Annotated in this window: 7 protein-coding genes; 1 reads left to right on the forward strand and 6 read right to left on the reverse strand. The window is 69.5% G+C overall.

The genetic code is table 11. The features are described from left to right. Positions 1–10: 10 nt before the first annotated feature. Positions 11–1,282 (reverse strand): glycoside hydrolase family 10 protein, encoded by a 1,272-nt coding sequence (locus ACIRR8_RS23475; protein WP_404068056.1) that lies wholly within the window; start codon positions 1,280–1,282, stop codon positions 11–13. 196 nt (positions 1,283–1,478) lie between these two features. On the opposite strand from ACIRR8_RS23475, the gene ACIRR8_RS23480 reads away from it, so the two are divergent. Continuing rightward, positions 1,479–2,336, forward strand: coding sequence for a 3-hydroxybutyryl-CoA dehydrogenase (locus ACIRR8_RS23480; RefSeq protein ID WP_404068058.1), 858 nt, complete (start codon positions 1,479–1,481; stop codon positions 2,334–2,336). A 189-nt stretch (positions 2,337–2,525) separates the two neighbouring features. Here ACIRR8_RS23480 and ACIRR8_RS23485 read toward each other — a convergent pair whose 3' ends face one another. The 5 genes from ACIRR8_RS23485 to ACIRR8_RS23505 all read right to left on the reverse strand — a co-directional run bounded on the left by ACIRR8_RS23485 (position 2,526) and on the right by ACIRR8_RS23505 (position 16,683). Beyond that, positions 2,526–3,080, reverse strand: coding sequence for a hypothetical protein (locus ACIRR8_RS23485; RefSeq protein WP_404068061.1), 555 nt, complete (start codon positions 3,078–3,080; stop codon positions 2,526–2,528). A 30-nt stretch (positions 3,081–3,110) separates the two neighbouring features. Next, positions 3,111–9,497, reverse strand: a complete 6,387-nt coding sequence (locus tag ACIRR8_RS23490) for an RHS repeat-associated core domain-containing protein (RefSeq protein ID WP_404068064.1) — start codon at positions 9,495–9,497, stop codon at positions 3,111–3,113. A gap of 124 nt (positions 9,498–9,621) precedes the next feature. Beyond that, complete coding sequence (locus tag ACIRR8_RS23495) at positions 9,622–13,653, reverse strand: LamG-like jellyroll fold domain-containing protein (protein WP_404068066.1); 4,032 nt, start codon at positions 13,651–13,653, stop codon at positions 9,622–9,624. Positions 13,654–14,713: 1,060 nt separating this feature from the next. Beyond that, entirely contained in the window at positions 14,714–15,244 is a 531-nt protein-coding gene (locus tag ACIRR8_RS23500) for an NUDIX domain-containing protein (RefSeq protein ID WP_404068069.1), read from the reverse strand. A gap of 86 nt (positions 15,245–15,330) precedes the next feature. Next, entirely contained in the window at positions 15,331–16,683 is a 1,353-nt protein-coding gene (locus tag ACIRR8_RS23505; RefSeq protein ID WP_404068071.1) for a transcriptional regulator, read from the reverse strand. Positions 16,684–16,994 lie beyond the last annotated feature (311 nt).

Raw genomic sequence — 16,994 nt, forward strand, 5'->3', positions numbered from 1 at the left:
CACGCGCGGCTCAGCGCGGCGCACGCACCCGGTCCTGGTAGTGGTCGGCCACCACCCGTGCCATCGCGCCGATCCGGTCCGTCGCCACGTGCTTGGCGGAGAAGAAGATGTGCCCGCCCACCTCCTCGTGGTCCCGGGCGAGGGTGAGGTGGCGGGAGAGTTCCGCCGGGTCCTGCCAGGCTGCGGGCTGGGCCGGGTCGCCGGCCTTGTACAGCGCCTCCCCCACGTACAGGCCCACGCCCGTGCCCCGTACAGTCGCGTCCCACCAGGCCAGCACCTTGGCGTAGTCGGCGGCCGTCTGGCCGAGGTGCCAGTAGATCTGCGGGCAGATGTAGTCGATCCAGCCCTCCTTGACCCACTTACGGGTGTCGGCGTGCAGGTCGTCGTACGTCTCCACGCCCGCCCGGGTGTCGGAGCCGGCCGGGTCGGTCGCCTTGTTCCGCCAGACGGCGAAGGGGCTGATGCCGAAGCGGACGCCCTGCCGGACCTCCCGGATCCGCTCGCCCATCTCGCGCACCAGCCGGTCCACGTTGTCGCGGCGCCAGGCGGCCTTGTCCGGAAAACCGGCCCCGTACCGCTCGTACGCGGCATCGTCCTTGAACGCCTCCCCCGCCACCGGATACGGGTAGAAGTAGTCGTCCCAGTGCACCGCGTCGATCTCGTAGCGGCGGACGGCGTCCAGCATGGCGTCCTGGACGAACCGGCGGACCTCCGGCAGGCCGGGGTTGTAGTAGAGCTTCCCGCCGTACGGCAGGACCCACTCCGGGTGCCGCCGGGCCGGGTGGGAGGCGGCGAGCCGGGTGGGGTCGGTGTGGTTGGCCACCCGGTACGGGTTGAACCAGGCGTGCAGCTCCAGGCCCCGGTCGTGCGCCTCGCGGACTGCGGTGGCCAGCGGGTCCCAGCCCGGGTCCTTGCCCTGCACGCCGGTGAGGCAGTCGGCCCACGGTTCGTACGGGGAGGGCCACAGGGCGTCCGCGGTGGGACGGACCTGGAGCACCACCGCGTTGAGCCGGTGCTCGACCGCCCGGTCCAGGTGGGCGATCAGCTCGGCCTGCTGGGCCGCCGCCGTCAGGCCGGGCTTGGAGGGCCAGTCCAGGTTGGCGACCGTGGCGATCCAGACGCCGCGCAGCTCACCCGGCGCGAGCCGGTCCTCGCCGCCGCCTCCTCCCCGTACCGCCCGCTCCGTCCGCGCGGCCACCGCGTCCCCACCTGTCGTCATCGCCGCCACCAGTCCCGCCGCACCCGCCACGAGCGCTCTCCGGGTCATTCCTGTCCGTCGCATGCGCCACACTCGTCCCTTCACGTCGAACACCACCTCTATTGCTGTACGTAACAGGATCATGCCCGTCCGTAGCCGGATGACCCGCAGGTCACCGGGGTCGGCTCGCGGAGTAACGTCGTGGGGTCGAGGCGGGCACCGGAATCACACGGGAACCTGCACTGCGGAGAACATCGAAAGGCACGAGGTGACGGACTCTATGGCCGACATTGCACGCGTCGGGGTGGTCGGCTGTGGCCAGATGGGCGCAGGGATCGCGGAGGTGTGCGCGCGCAGCGGCCTCGAAGTGAAGGTCGCCGAGACCACCGGCGAGGCGCTGGAGATCGGCCGCACCCGGCTGCACAACTCCCTCTCGAAGGCCGCCGAACGCGGCAAGATCACCGAGCAGGAGCGGGACGAGACCCTGGGCCGCCTCAGCTTCACCACGGACCTCGGGGAGTTCGCCGACCGCGACCTCGTCATCGAGGCCGTCGTGGAGAACGAGCAGGTCAAGACGGAGATCTTCCAGGTCCTGGACCAGGTGGTGGTCCGGCAGGACGCGATCCTCGCCTCCAACACCTCCTCCATCCCGCTGGTGAAGCTGGCCGTCGCGACCTCGCGTCCGGACCAGGTCATCGGCATCCACTTCTTCAACCCGGCCCCCGTCCAGAAGCTGGTCGAGCTGATCCCGGCGCTGACCACGTCGGACGAGACGATCAAGCGCGCCGAGGCCGTCGTGCAGGACGTGCTCGGCAAGCACCCGATCCGCGCGCAGGACCGGTCCGGCTTCGTCGTCAACGCGCTGCTGATCCCGTATCTGCTCTCGGCGATCCGGATGTTCGAGTCGGGCATCGCGAGCCGCGAGGACATCGACAACGGCATGGAGATGGGCTGCGCCCACCCGATGGGCCCGCTGAAGCTCGCGGACCTGATCGGCCTGGACACCGTGGCCTCGGTCGCCGACTCGATGTACGCCGAGTACAAGGAGCCGCTGTACGCCGCTCCCCCGCTGCTCCAGCGGATGGTCGACGCGGGGCGGCTGGGGCGCAAGACGGGGTCGGGGTTCTACGCCTACTGACCGCGACCCGGTCAGGGGCGCGCTCTGGTCCGGTCACGCCCCTCCGTCCGCCCGGACACCGCCGGTACCCGCTCGGGGCCCGGCGCGTCCGGCCGCAGTGTCCACGCGTCCTCACCAGATCGCACAACGGCCCCGACTCCCTGAGGAGTCGGGGCCGTTGTGTCACGGGCGTTCGAGACTACTGCCCGCTCATCCGCCCGTCAGCGCCATCCAGAGAGCGCCACCACCGGCAAGGAGAACTCCGCTCAGGACCGACAGGTCGGCGAGGCGGCACCTGGTCCAGCCCACTGCAGCTCCGGCACTCGAACCATCAGGTTCCGAGCCGGTGCGAAGCCACCGGTTGATCGTCTCCGCCGCCGCACCGCTGGTCCCACGGAAGTGGTCGATGAAGGATCCGCCGTAGGCGAAGACCGGGACCGTACGCCCTCCTGACAGGGTGACTTCCAGGCCGCCGTCCTCGCCGGGCGCGGCAGATTCGATCACCGATTTCGGAAGGGTGTGGGTCCGCAGCGGATTGATGACCGTGAGCGCGCCCTTCCGCAGGACGACTTTGCAGTTCACGATGCGTCCGATCAGACCCGCGATCACCAGGTAGACCGGGATCCCCTGCCAGCCGGTGCGGAAACCGCTCACGGAGGTGACCTTCACCACCGCCAACAGCATTCCGGCGCCGAGGCCCACGACCGCTATTCCGAAAATGACCGACCAGGAGCGCCGCCTCAGCACGGCAGTACGGTCGTTCATCGACATCCCACTTTCCACGATCCGCGTCACTCAGCACCACCCCGGGCCATTCCCGGGGCTGGCCGCACCAACTCCGCAGAAAGTGAGCGAATTACCCAGGTTGAGTGCCACATTGGCCTGCGTGGCACCCATATCGACCGTCTTACGGTAACCGTAGATGGTGACGCCCGGCGCCTGGAAGACCGACTTCACGCGTGTGCGGTGCATCATGGCCGACTTGGTCCAGCTTCCGGAAAGGCCCCGGCCCACCGCTCCGCCGGCAACGGTCCACAGCGCGCTCTTCCCCGCCTGCGACCAGTTCCAGCTTCCGGTGGTGACGCCGTCACCGACCAGTGTGGCTCCTACGACGACCAGCCCCGCGCCGACACACAGCCCGGCGGACGCGACCAGGCAGGCGGCGAACCCGGCCGCCGGAAGAACCCGGTTCTTCCACCCTTCCCAGGTGCCGAAGGTCTCCTTCGTTCCGTCCCAGAATTTCTGCCATCCGGAACGCTGGTCCTGGTTCTGGCTGTTGACCCACTCCTGATGCGCCGCGTCGATGGCCTTCACATACTGCTTGTACGCCGCTTCGGACTGCTTGCGGAGTACATCGGCCCAGGTCAGTTCCTTCTTGGTGTAACGGGTACTGATGCCCTGGCCCTTGGTGTACGTGTACTTACGGCCGGTGACCTGCTGCGCGTAGTAGTTCTTGGAGACCTTGCCGCCCTTGGCGCGGGTGATGCTTTCGTAGTTCTTGCCGAAGCTGACCTTCTTGACGTCCCCGGTGCCGCCCTTTCCGTAGGTGCACTTGTACTGGCCGCTGACGCACTCCTCGTAGGCCTCGCCCGTGGGGTCGGAGAACGTGGCCGGGTTGTTGTTCCCGTACGTGTACGGATTGTGCTGGGTGGGGTCCTCCGTGATCAGGAGAGGGTCGACGCTGATGAAGCGGCCCAGTTTCGTGTCGTATTCGCGGGCGCTGAGGTGGGTGAGGCCGGTGTCCCCGGTGTCGTCCGTTCCCCCGACGAAGCCCTTGGTGCCGGGCCATGACGAGACTTCCTGACCGCGTGCGTTGCCGAAGAGGTCGGTGCGGCGCTGCTGGATCGCCATCGTGCCGGCCTGGACGGCCAGAACGCCGGTGCCGTGGTGGTCGGCGACCGTGAAGTCGAAGGTGCCGTCGTCGCGCCGGATGGCCTGGTGGCCGCCGCCGACGTCGATGTAGCGGGTGGCCTTCGCGGCCGAGGCGCCCTTGGCCAGGGTGACTTCGGTGTGCCCGAGATAGAGCGTGGTGGTGTCGGCCGTGCGGCCGATCAGGCGGTTGCCGTCGGCGTCGTAGACGTACTCGGTGCTCTCGGCGCCCTCGGTGACCTTGGCCAGACGGCCTTCGGCGTCCCAGGTCAGCGCCTGCCCGGGACGTGCCGTGGTGTTGCCGGCGTCGTCGTAGGCGTACTCCTCGGTGCTGGTGCCGCTCGCGTTCCTCGTCTGCACGGAGCTCAGCGTGTGGGGCTGCTCGGCGCCGGGCGCCGGGTAGGTGTAGGTGCGCTGGATGTTCTTGGCGGTGTCACCGGCCGGGTCGTGCCGGGTCTCGGTGGCACGGTTGCCGATCTTGTCGTAGGTGTAGGAGTTCCGGTACGGGGCCGGGCCACCGACCGCCGAAGCGGTGGGGGCCGCGGCGCAGGTGGTGGTGTTCTGGGCCCAGGCCTCCTTCACCTGGCGCAGATGGTCGTAGGTGAAGCACTGGTTGTCGGTACCGGTACGCGAGACGTCCGAGACGGACAGGACGTTGCCCGCTTCGTCGTACGTGTAGGTGGCGTGGCGGTCCACACCCGCCTGCTCCTCACGGTCGACCCGGGAGGTGGCGAGGCGCTGGGTGCCCCACTCGTAGGTGTTGGTGCTCCAGGTCTTCTTCCCGCCGCTGGACAGGCCGAGTTGGTACTGGAGGGGCTTTCCGGTGTTGCTGTACTTGACCGATGCGGACATGCCCTGACCGGAGACCCCGGTCTGACGCAGGGTGTCGGGCTCGTAGGTGTGGACGACCGCGCCTCCGGGCAGCGCGCCCGCCGCGGAGTAGCTGTACCCGCTGACCAGCCCGGAGGTGCCGTAGTTGACTCCGCTCTGGTACGTACCGGCCAGGGCGCCCTCGGAGTCGGGAATCCGCACCTCGGTCCGGATCGGCCGGTACTGGCGGTCGTACTGGGTGACCTTCGACGTGTAGGCGTTCCCCGCCTGGTAGCGGGTGGATTCGGCCAGCTGCCCCTTGGCGCCGGTGACCGTGTCGTAGGTCCAGCCGGCCCGCAGGGCCCCGGTCGGGGAGCCCTCCCGCAGCTCGGTCTGGCGGCCGAGGTTGTCGTAGGTGGTGAACAGCCGGCTTCCGCGCGCGTCCTCGGTCGAGGTCACCCGGCCACGGTCGTCGTACGTCGTGGTGGTGATGCCCTTGTCCGGGTCGTCGGAGCGGGTCTGACGGCCCCTCTGGTCGTAGCCGAAGCCCCAGGAGTTACCGGCCGGATCGGTGAGCCCGGTGAGCTGACCTCGGGGAGCGTAGGTGTACTTCGTGGTGTCGTAGGCGGCGTCGATGGTGCGGGAGTGGTGCCGGCGCAGTTCGGTCGTCCGGCCCAGGGCGTCGTGCAGCGTGGTGCTGGCGGTGCCGCCCGCGGGCGGGATCACCGTGGTCCGGTCGCCGCCGTGGATCGTTCTGGTGACGCCGAGAACGGAACCGCCGTCGCCGTTGCCCGCGATCTGCCGTGTCTCGACCGCCCTTCCCAGGCCGTCGAAGGCGGTCCGGGTCTGGGTCTCCACCGCCAGGGCGTCGTCCGGCTTGAAGATCTCCGTGGTGGGGGCTCCGGTGGCGTAGTACGGGGCGAACGTCTTGCTCACCAGGCCGCGTTCGTCGTAGAAGACGTCCGCGAGGATACGCCCGCCGTCGGGGCCCGGTGCCTGGGACTGGCGTTCCCTCAGGAAGCCGTCGTAGAGCTGGTGCGAGCTGATCTGCCCGCCGTTGTTGTTGAGCAGCTTCGTGGTCACCGCGACCGGCTTGCCCTCGGCCACCCGGTAGGCGAACTCGTAGTTGGGAGTGAGGGTGTTACGGCGGTCGGCGAGCCACAGCTTGGCGGAACGGCCCAGGGCGTCGTAGGTGAACTCGGTCGTGTTGTCGTTCGTGTCGGTCTGCGTCAGCGGCTTGCCGCGCAGCGGATCGAGCTTGGTGGTCACGGTCAGCGCGGAGCCGGCGTTCCCGCTCTTGGCGGGCGGGGTGGTGACCGTGGTCTGCGTCGGCACACCGGTCGCGGGGGTGTAGGTGGTCGTGGTGGTGAGACCGTCGGTGCGCGCCGAACGCACCGGGGCGGCGGTGCCGTCGACCGTGACGTCGGCGGTCAGGTCCGTGGAGGTCAGGGTGCGGCCGTAGCCGTCGAAAGTGCTGCCCGACTCCAGGTACGTCGCCTTGGTGCCGTCGTGGGCCTTCAGGCTCGCCACCGCGGTGGCGTCGCCCTTGGTCGGTGCGGCTCCGTAGGCTCCGCCGTCGTAGGCGGTCCGGACGTCGGAGATGACGTCCTTGGCGCGGTCGGTGTCGGCACCGCAGGCCTTGGCGACGGTCTCCTCCCGGGCTACCAGGTCCAGGATGTTCCTGGCGGTGTCGGTGGCGTAGGTCGTCCGGGTGCACTGGTCGTCGGCGGGGGTTGAAGTGTCGCCCTGGTCGTGGACCTGGGTCACCCGTCCGGCGACCGTGTCATAGGTCGTCGCGGTCGCGGTGGTGCGCCACTTGGCACCGGCGCCGGCGTCCAGCGACGTCCAGGCCTTCGAGGACGCGATGCCGGTGAAGTTCGCGGTGACGGTGCCCCAGGTGCGGGTCTTCTTCGCGGTCTCGTGGTGCCAGGGGCGGCTGACCGTCTTCTCCAGCACCTTGCCGCCGGGGGCATCGAAGCCGACGGTCCGGTACTCCATGCCGGCTGCCGACTCGTGGTCGGTGATCGCCTCGCCCTCACCCTCGCCAAGGGCGACGGTGACCGTCTTGGTGCCGCCCGACTTGTCCTTGCGGTCTCCGTGCATACCGCGCAGGAAGTAGGAGTCGGCCTGCGACTTCATGACTCCGCCCTGACCACCGGTCCTGACTCTGACGTGCCCGTAACCCCGCCAGTCGGACCAGGTCCTGCTCTTGTCCTTGGCGAAACCGTCGGCGTCGTCGTAGTGCCAGGCCGCACCGCCGAGGTACTCGTACTGCGTCACCTGGTCGGGGGAGCCGCCCGTGCGGTCGGTCTCCGTGAGGGACTCCACGACGTACTTGTTGAACCAGTGCAGTTCCGGGGCGGTGTCGCTGTCACCGCCGAGGTACACCGGGAAGCAGCGGGTGGTGTTGGTGTGCTCCGCCGGCGGGCTGCTCTCCTTGCAGACCGGGGCCGAGTAGTTGACGTCGACCTGGCCGCCGTACTCGTCCGCCACCGTGGACAGGCGGGCCTTGATGAACGGCGCGTACCCGTCTCCGGTGCGGTCCATCCGGTTGGCGAGCTGGGTGTAGGCGAACGTGGTCTTCGGCAGGGTGATCGGCGTCGCGGCGGAGTGTCCGGTGTGCTGCACCGAGTCGAGCAGCAGCTGGTAGTCGGTGTCCGCCATGCCCCAGCGGTGGCTGAGCTTCCAGGAGTCGACCTTGCCGTAGGAGCCGTCGGGCTTGAGCACCTGGGTGGTCACATCCGTCAGGCGCTTGCGGGTCCAGAACGTCGCCGAGAGACGTCCGTTGTCGCAGTCCTTGCCCGCCTTGCAGTTCATGTCCCACGGGGTGTCGTACCAGTAGGACGACTTGTCGTCGATGGTGTCCGCGGCACAGGTGACCCCCGTCTCGGGGATGCAGCGCTCACCGCTGCCGAAGACGACCTGCGCGGGCGCCTTGTCGAACATCGCCGAGGACTTCAGGCCGTAGTCGATGCGCCCCAGGTGGCCGCCACGGGTGTACCGGGTGGCATCGGACGCCTTCAGGTTGCGGCCGTAGTAGTTCTCCTCCTTGGTGTAGTGGTAGGCGGACGCGTTGCCGTGCGGGTCGACGATGTAGTCGAGGTTCCACCGCCAGGCCTGCTGACACCAGGATTCGGCGAAGGTGGCCTTGTAGCACGGCTCACCGGAGTTGTTGCCGAAGACCGGAACGGTCCAGGTGGAGCCGGTCTCCTCCTTCCCCGTCGCCCAGCCCGGCAGCCGGTTGTAGCCGAAGTAGGCCTGTGCGCCGTCCGGGGTGGTGACCCGCCAGTACTCGTTGTCGTTGTCGCCGTTGGCGCGCGCGGAGTCCTTCAGACGCTCGATCCTGGTGCCGTCGTCCTTCTTCAGCTTCCATGTGTCGCCGCCGGCCGGGACGAGCTCGCCGCCCTTGCCGTTGAACGAGATGAACGCGTTGTCGTAGGACCAGCACTGGTCACCGGGCTTGTTGCCCTCGGCGTTCTTCACCCCGTCGTCGGCACACGGCTTGTACTTGCGCTCGATGTAGCCGGGCCACAGGCTGAAGCCGTCCCCGACCCAGGAGCCCTGGTTGTTGGTTCCTCCGGTACGGCCGTCGATCGACCCGGACGAGTAGGACAGCCCCACACTCGGCTCCAGGCCGCCGGGGACCTGGGGGACGGGCATGTCGTAGGACCAGGAGAAGTCACCGGTGTTCAGGCTGGTGTCCCAGGACGCCGACGAGGCCAGATCCGTGGCCTTGTAGTCGCCCTTCTCCCCCTCGGCTCCGGCGACCACGGCGAGAACGGTGGACCGGCCGGCGCGCAGACCGACGGACTTCGCGCTCAGCTTCTGCCCTTCGGTGTCGTTGACGGTCTCCAGCGGTGTGCCGTTGCGGCAGGCGCTCTTCTCGGGAGTGGTCAGCGCGCAGTCGGGCAGCTCGACCAGCCTCAGGCGGGAGGCGTAGCCGCCGCCGAAGGCGTCGGCGAACCGGGCGTACTCCACCGTGAGCGCGGCCTTGCCGGCCTTGTCCTGGCCGGTGGCCGACCTGCTCTCCGGCGCGGCTCCTTCGGACGGGGTGAGGGAGAGGAGGACTCCACGCACTCCGGCGCGCTCCGTCGTTCTCCGGTCCAGCACCCGGGCCTCGACCTCGCCGCGCACCGACTCCCCGGCTTCGGCGACCGGGCCCAGGGTGAGGGGAAGGCCCTTCGCCTTCACACTCCCCGACGCCGCCCGCGCCGACTGCTCAGGCAGGCGGATCACGGCTGTTCCGGCCTCGGGCAGGGTGGCCCTCGGTGTCCGGTCCGGGGTCCGGGGGCCCTTGGAGAGACCACGCGGAGCGACCTTCTCCCCGTCCTTGCCTCGCACCGGCTTGTCGGTGTTCGGGACGCTGGGGCGTTCATTACCCTGCGCCAAGGCCTCCGGCGGGGTCGCGAACTGCACGAGTCCGCCGACCATCACCGCCGACAGGGCCACCGCGGTCCTGCGGTACACGGCCGCGGCATGGCGCGGCCGGAAATTCTGTCTCATTCGTGGTGTCCATCGCTGTCACGCCGCGCCCGCACACAGCGGGGCACGGCTCCCGAACGGAGAGGTTGAGCATGGGGCCGGTCGTGTCCCCCCGGCTCAGCGGGACACGACCGGCGAAGAAGCGTCAGTCGACGGGTACTTCGGTGGGCACGTCGAACCACGCGCTCGCCAGGTACTCGACCTGGGTGTCGTTCAAGGCGCCCTGGAAGGCCCAGACGTCGTCCACCGCACCGGGAAAGTAGCCGCCCCAGCTGCCGTCCTGCTTGGCACGGCCGATCTGGAGGGACTTGCCCGCCTTGAAGGTCAGCGTGTCCTCGGCCCAGGAGATGAGGTCCTCGCACCCGGTCTCGTCGGCGTCACCGTCACCGTTCGCGTCGCTGCAGGCGACCTCCTGCAGGGAGCCGTTGACGTACAGGCGGGCCTGCTTGGCGAAGCCGTCGTAGACCAGGGCCAGGTGGTTCCACTCCATGACGTCGTAGAACTCCCCGTTGGCCACCTTCTCCACCGACGGAGAGACCGTGTCCGCGCTGGGCAGATCCACCTGCCAGCGCCCCGGCCCGGCAGGATCCTTGGCGTCCGGGACGAACTTGAGGGCGAACGCGCTCTGGGTGGTGCCCTCGGCGCTGACGACGGCTACCTCGTCCTCGGGAGCGGCGGCCGCCTGCGCCCAGCCGGTGACCGTGAAGCTGGTGCCGGTGTCGACGGGCACCGTCGGTGTCGAGGCGTAGCCGCTCACACCGTCCAGTTCCAGTCCAGCCTCCATGAAGCCCCAGCCGATCTTCGCGCCTGCGCCGAGCGTCATGGCGCCGGCGGTTCCCGCGTCGTCGGGAGAGGTGGCCGGGGTGGTGGTGCCGGCTTCGTCGAGCTTCCAGCGGGCCTTGACCAGGGGGCGCTGGCGGAACATCTGCAGCACCTCCTCGTCGGACACGGGCCGGTCGAAGAGGCGTACCTCGTCGATGGCGCCGGGGAAGAAGTTGCCGACGGCACCACTGTGGTTGCTGGCGCCGATGTACATGGACTGGTTCGCGTAGAAGGCGCCGGAGAGCTTGGTGGCGCCGGCCTTGGCTCCGTTCACGTACAGGGTGAGAGTCTCGGCGACGGTGTCGTGGACCCCCACGAGGTGTACCCACTCCCCGACCCGGGCGGTGACACCGTCGGCCTGCATGGCTCGGATGATCTTGGCGTCGGTGCTGTCGCTCGCGTACTGGTTGAACGCCCACCGGTCATAGGTGGAGGAGTAGTAGAGCTCGAACCCGGGACGCTGCTCGCCCGCCTGGGCGGTGATGATCCCCGCGCTGGTGGGCTTCCTGTCGAGCTTCGCCCAGGCGGAGACGGTGAAGCTGCGGCTGGTGTTCACGTGCGGGCCGCTCGCCTGCCCGATGCGGGCGTAGCCGTTGGTCCCGTTGAACTTGGTGGCCTTGCCCTTCACCCCGGTCTGCCCCGGGGTTACTCCGCCGTGGTAGGTGGCGGGCAGCACTCCGCCCTGGCCGGCGATCTCGGTGGCTTCGGCGGGCTCGTCGAGCGGGAAGACGCCGATCGCCGGGCGTCCGGGGTCTCCGACGCTCTGGTGGACCTTGAGCTTGTCGACCTCGCTCCGGGTCAGCGGCTTGTCGAAGAGCTGTACCTCGTCGATGGCGCCGGGGAAGAGGTAGCTCGGGGTCCCGGAGATGTTCCGGCCGCCGATCTGGAGCCCCCGCCGCGCCTCCCACGGGGTGGCGTACGGTACCGACCCGACGAGCAGGCCGTCCACGTAGAGCTCCAGCAGATCCGCGGCGGAGTTGTACGAGCCGGCCAGATGCGTCCATGCCCCGACGTTCACCTTGGTGGTGTCGCCCTGGGCGACGCGTACCAGGCCGCCGTTGATGTCGTCGGACTTGTACTGGCTGAACGACCAGCCGTACGTGGCCGAGTAGTACAGCTCCAGCCCCGGGGCGTTGTTGCCGGGGATCACCACCACGTCCGCGGCCGACGACGTCTTGCGGTCGAGCTTCACCCAGGCGGAGACGGCGAACCCCCGACTCGTGTCGACCGGCGACAGGTCGGTCGAGGCATAGCCGTCGGTGCCGTTGAAGTGCACCGCGGTGCCCTTGACCCCCGCGGCGCCCGGTACGGCCCCGCCGTTGAGCTTCAGCGTACGCGGCGGTGTGGAGCCCTGGCCCGCCGTGGCGCCGGCCGGTTCGTCCAGCTGCCAGGTCGCCCGGTCCGGCTGACCTGCCTTGACCCGGAACTGGTAGGTGCGGACCTCGCTGCCGTTGCCCGCGGTGTCGAACGCCTGGGCCGTGATGAAGTTGACGCCGGGTTCTGCGGGCAGGATCCGGGCGATCTTCGCGGCACCGCCGGTCGTGGTGAGGGTGTTCTTGGAGGTGGGGTCGCCGTTGACGCCGTACCAGTACTTGGTGACGTCGCTGTCGGCCGCCTTCACGCTGAAGTTGCCGTACTTGCCCACGCCGTCCCACCAGGGGTCGTCCGGATTCTCCGGGTTGGAGGCGGGGTACTCACCCGAGGTGATGGCCGGTGCCTTGGGCACGGTGGCGTCGTAGACGAAGTAGCAGGCGGTCGGGTCGCCCGCGGTCGACCACGGTGAGTACTGGGCACCGTCCCAGGCCCGCACGTACCAGTGCGCGGTCCGGTTCTGCGGCACCGAGGGGAGGCTGATGGAGAAGTTGGACCCCGACTTCTTCGCCGAGGTGCGGGCCGGCTTCCAGCGGACGATCAGGCCCTTTCCGTCGCCCGCGTCCCACTTCGCCTGGAACTCCAGGGCAACGTTGTCGCCGTCCGGGTCGGTGATCTTGTTGGCGTAGATCTTGCCGAGGGTGCGGACCCTGGCCGCGCTGCCCGGCTGCTTGCAGGTGCCGCCGTACTCCATCGACAACTGCGACATCTTCACCTGCGCCGGCGGACGGTTGTACTTCACCCGCAGATAGGCCTTGTCCGAGAAGCGCTTCCACCCCAGCCGGTCGGTCTCGCTGGACGCCTGGAGGCCGAAGGTCATCGTGGACCACTTGCCGTTCGCCGCCTGCTGGACAGCCGACCGCACATCGAACTCGGCGTCCTTGGACGCGCATCCGGTGTACCCGTACGCGAACGACTCCGTCTTGAGGTGGTCGATCCAGAACCCTGAGGCGTTCTGCGAATTCCAGGTCGTCGAGGACGAGATGTCCTTCGTACGCCACAGCTGGACGCCCCGCGCGGTGCACGACGCGGAGTGCACGTTCCGCACCACGAACTCCGCCGACAGGATCGACTTGCCCGCGAACTTCGAGGTGGGGATGCGGTAGAAGAGCCGCTTGGTGTCGTGCGGCGCGCAGTAGTCCCAACCGCAGTAGCCCACCCCGGCGTTGTTCTCGCCGTTGAACTTCCACTGGGGCGAGGACGCCCAGTACTTGGACGCCATCGTCCAGGCGGACGCACGCGGCGAGTACCACTGCGGATCGATGAAGACGGGATAGTGGGTGTCCTCACCCACCAGCACGTCCTGATCCGGTGTCAGGACCAGTTCGTCGCCACCGGTGGGAAGGGTCACGTCGACGGGGGCGAGCTTTCCGGACTCGCCGGCCCCCGGCTCCCCGTCCCGCCCGCCGTCGGCGGCCTTCGCGGATCGCGCGGCCGGGGTTCCCTCACCGGGGCTGGAGTCCCACATCATCGGCTTCGGCGCCTCGAACACCGCGCTCCCGGCGCCCTTGTCCACCGCTTCGAGGCCTCCCTCGGACGCCTCCCGGACCTCGACGCCCTCGGTACCGAGCTTCAGCCGCAGCTCCTTCAGCGCGGAACTCCGTGCCGCCTCGGCGCTCTTGACCACCAGGAGCTGGGTGAAGCCGTCCTCCTGCGCACCCATCCGCAGGTCCACGTCGGGAAGGACGTTCCGGTAGGTCGCCGTGCTGCCGTCCAGCTCGGGAGCGGGCAGCGCTTCCGGCCAGGTCAGAGCGAGCTCCCGGCCGGCCTTCTCCATACGGACCAGCGGGGCGTCACCGCCCCCGGAGAACGCCAGCCCGACCGTCGTCGCCTTCGGCGCCACCAGACCACCCGGAACGGTGGCCAGGTCGGTGTCGACCGCCTGCCACTGCCCGTCGACACGTGTCCACACCGGACGCAGGTACTCCCGCGCCTCCAAGTCCCCCGACGGCGTGGCGAACACCTCTCGGGACTCACCTCTCATCGAGGGGATCTCGACACTCTCACCGGACTTTCTGGCCGCCGCGAAGGCCTCGGCCTCCGAGCGGACTCCCGGCTCCGGCGCGGGCGCCGCCTCTCCCACGCGGTCGGCAGGGCCACGTGCGGGCGCCGCCGAAGCCACCCCCGGCAACAGCCCAACGGCCAGAGCCGCACTCACCACAACGGCCAGACCGCCCATGGTGCCGCGCGTATCCCATCGGGATCGCATCTCCATCCCCCGTTCGCAAAGTGAAGATAAATCAAAGAAGACGGGAGGACGTTAGTCACCGACGACTCACCAAGCAATCAACACGAAGGAGACAAAGACGCAGGCAGCGGGAAATCTGGGAGTGACGTCAGTCACGGTTGCGCACAACAAGATCACGAAACGCTCACATCTGCCGCCTGGCCGACTTCCCGAAAACCACCTTTCATTTCTCGGGAAGGCGCCTCAAAACACACTATGACAGTTTATTGAACCGATTAGACTTCAGAATAGGACGCATCGACCGTGCGCCAACGGCCCGGTCAGGCGCGGGATGCGGCGAACCCGGATGGCGCCCCAAACGCCGAACTGCCCTGCCGACAGAGCTCCCAGGACGATTCCCGCCGGCACGATTCCCCATGAACCGGGCAGGTCGATCAAGGCCGCGCCGGCAAGTCGGCACTTGCACCGGAAAAGGAGGCCGAACTCTCCAGGCCCCAGGCAAAGCGGCGCCGAACAGAGTTTTCCCCGAATTCCGCATAGGGAGCGTGAAGACAACCGAAACGAGGAGTGCAAGGCCCTCACCCTGAAAGGGAATTCCTCAGGTGTCGGACAAAGATGCTCATCTCATGATCTCTCCCGGCGCATTTCAGTTCGGCGACCATCGCCGACAGAGCCCGGCCGACGAGCGCTCGCGACCGGGCACGTATGCCTGCCCTCCCCCGTCACCTCGTGGGCCGGCCCCGGACGATCCCGGGGCCGGCTCCTCGTGCGTACGGGGCGAGGGCCGCGCCTCCCTCTCACGCGGGGGCGGGGCCCCGTCCTCCTTCGCGGACCGGAGCGGGCCCGTGAGCGCCGCTCAGCCCAGCCGCAGGTGGTGCAGCATCAGCAGCCCCGCCGCCATGTTCGCCGCGGGCACCTCGCCGTGGGCGATCATGTCCGGGACGAGCTTCAGCGGTATCCACTCACGGCGTGAGGACTCGAAGGCGTCCTGCGGCGGGCCCGTGTACCGCGCCTCCTCCGCCCAGTAGAGGTGGTGGCGGGCGTCGGTGAGGCCGTTGGCCGGCTCCACCGTGAGCAGCGGGCGCAGCGGGCCGGGGCGCCAGCCGGTCTCCTCCTCCATCTCGCGGGCCGCCGCCGCCGCGATGTCCTCGCCGTCCTCGACGACCCCGGCGGCCAGCTCCCACCCCCAGCTGTCGGTAATGAACCGGTGGCGCCAGAGCAACAGCACCTCGTCCGACGCGTTGACGACGGTGGCCGCCGCGACCGGCCGCAGCCGGATGACGTAGTGGTCGAGATGGCTGCCGTCGGGCAGCTCCACATCCGCCAGGTTCACTCGGAACCAACGGTTCTGATACACACTCTGTTCGCTTAAGTTCGTCCACTGCACGGTTCTGCCGCCTTTCGACATGTTGGGGGCAACATGCCAGCAGGGTCGGCCGTGAAGCGGAATGAACGGCGGGTGCGCGGCGGAGCTCACAGAGGCACGCGCAGCGCCCCGCCGATCAGGTCGGCCGTCTGTACGGCGTCGGCGCAGCCGCTCTCCGCCAGTTCCCGTCGCACCTGGCGCAGCCGGTCGCGCAGCCGCTGGGACTCCATGCCCCGGGCCCGCTCGGCCATCTCGGCCGCGGTGGTGGCCGCCCGGTCCGGCTCGCCCTGGAGCAGCTCGATATGGCTGAGCATCGCGAGGCGGTGCACGCGCCCCCGGTCGTGCGCCGGGGCGCGCACGGCGGAGGCCGCGTGCTCCCGTGCCGCCGGCAGGTCACCGAGGCTGAGCAGCGCCTCCGCCACCTGGACGTCGACCAGGCCCGGCTGGACGTACCCGGTCTCGTCCGGCTCCCGCCCGGTGTGGATCCGGCCCGCCTGGGCCTCGGCACGGGCGATGCAGGCGCGGGCGCTCGCCGCGTCGCCGAGCTGGGCGTACGCCTTGGCCTGCATGGCGTGCAGATCCGCGGCGAGCGCCGGGGTGATGTGGTCGCCCGCCGCCCGGAGCGCGGCCTCGGCGAAGGCGATGGAGCGGCGGTGGTCGCCGAGGAAGAGGGACTGGGTGGTCAGCAGCGCGATCACATAGCCGCCGAGCGCCCGGTCGCCGCTGGACTTGGCGAGCCGCAGCGCCTGGTGGAAGTAGCGCTGGGCCAGGCCGTGGGCGTCGGAGTCGTACGCGCAGATGCCGGCCATCGCCACCAGGGCCGCCGTCGCCCGGTGCAGCCGGCGGCCGAGCGCGTCGCTGTGGCCGCCGCGCAGCAGCGGCGCGGCCTCGGCGTTGAGGAAGCGGACGATCCGGGGTCTGGTCGCGATGCCGCCCGCCTTGCGGTACATCTGCTCGTAGTGGTCGCGCGCGGACCGGAGCGTCTCTATGTCGGCCGCGCTGACCCGGCCGGGGCCCGGGCGCGAGACGTCGGTGTCCTCCGGCGGGTTCTCCCACTCCCAGACCGGCATCACCGCCGTGGTCCCGGTGACGGCAGGGACGGTGGCGAGGTGCGGGCGCTGCTGGTCGTCCGAGCGCCAGAGCGCGGTGGCCCGGTCGACGAAGCCGGAGAGGGAGGCGCTGGGCGGTGAGCTGTCGGTGCCGTAGCCGCCGGGCAGCAGGCCCATGCCGATGTCGTCCAGCACGACCGGGCGTCCGAGCCGGCCGCGCAGCACCTCGCAGATCAGGTCCGGCACCTGGCCGCGCGGGCGCTGGCCCTTCAGCCAGCGGGAGACCGCGGTGTGTTCGTACCGCAGGCTCAGGCCACGGGCCCGGCCCGCCCGGTTGACATGGCCGGCGAGCCCCGCACGGGACATCCCGGCCTCGTCGATCAGGGATTCGAGCAGGACGTTCGGCTCCATGGTCCCCCCAGGTGCGTGTCGCAATGAGCCTAGTCCAGCACGTTTCACACGGGGTGTGAACGGAATGCCCGAACCGTCGCGCTGTGCGCTCTGCCGCGCCGGGGCGGGGCTCGGTTGAATGAGCTCCTCGCAAGAGGCGGCCGGGTCGTCGGCTCCCCCTCGTAACGGTTGACGACCCGCACCCGCGTCCGTCCGCACCGCCGGCCTGCCCGACACTCCGTGGCCGTGCGGACGGACGCCGGATCGCACGACCCACTGCCCAACGACGAAGGAGGGTGGCTGCGGGTCGGGGCCCGGAACCGCGCTTCCTC

Origin of the sequence: Streptomyces sp. NPDC101178 (assembly GCF_044767965.1) — a bacterium.
Classification (GTDB): Bacteria; Actinomycetota; Actinomycetes; order Streptomycetales; family Streptomycetaceae; genus Streptomyces.

Excerpts from the sequence above, each read along its gene's own strand:
- ACIRR8_RS23475 (WP_404068056.1), bottom strand. The coding sequence starts at position 1,282 with ATGCGACGGACAGGAATGACCCGGAGAGCGCTCGTGGCGGGTGCGGCG.
- ACIRR8_RS23480 (WP_404068058.1), top strand. The coding sequence starts at position 1,479 with ATGGCCGACATTGCACGCGTCGGGGTGGTCGGCTGTGGCCAGATGGGC.
- ACIRR8_RS23485 (WP_404068061.1), bottom strand. The coding sequence starts at position 3,080 with ATGAACGACCGTACTGCCGTGCTGAGGCGGCGCTCCTGGTCGGTCATT.
- ACIRR8_RS23490 (WP_404068064.1), bottom strand. The coding sequence starts at position 9,497 with ATGAGACAGAATTTCCGGCCGCGCCATGCCGCGGCCGTGTACCGCAGG.
- ACIRR8_RS23495 (WP_404068066.1), bottom strand. The coding sequence starts at position 13,653 with ATGAGAGGTGAGTCCCGAGAGGTGTTCGCCACGCCGTCGGGGGACTTG.
- ACIRR8_RS23505 (WP_404068071.1), bottom strand. The coding sequence starts at position 16,683 with ATGGAGCCGAACGTCCTGCTCGAATCCCTGATCGACGAGGCCGGGATG.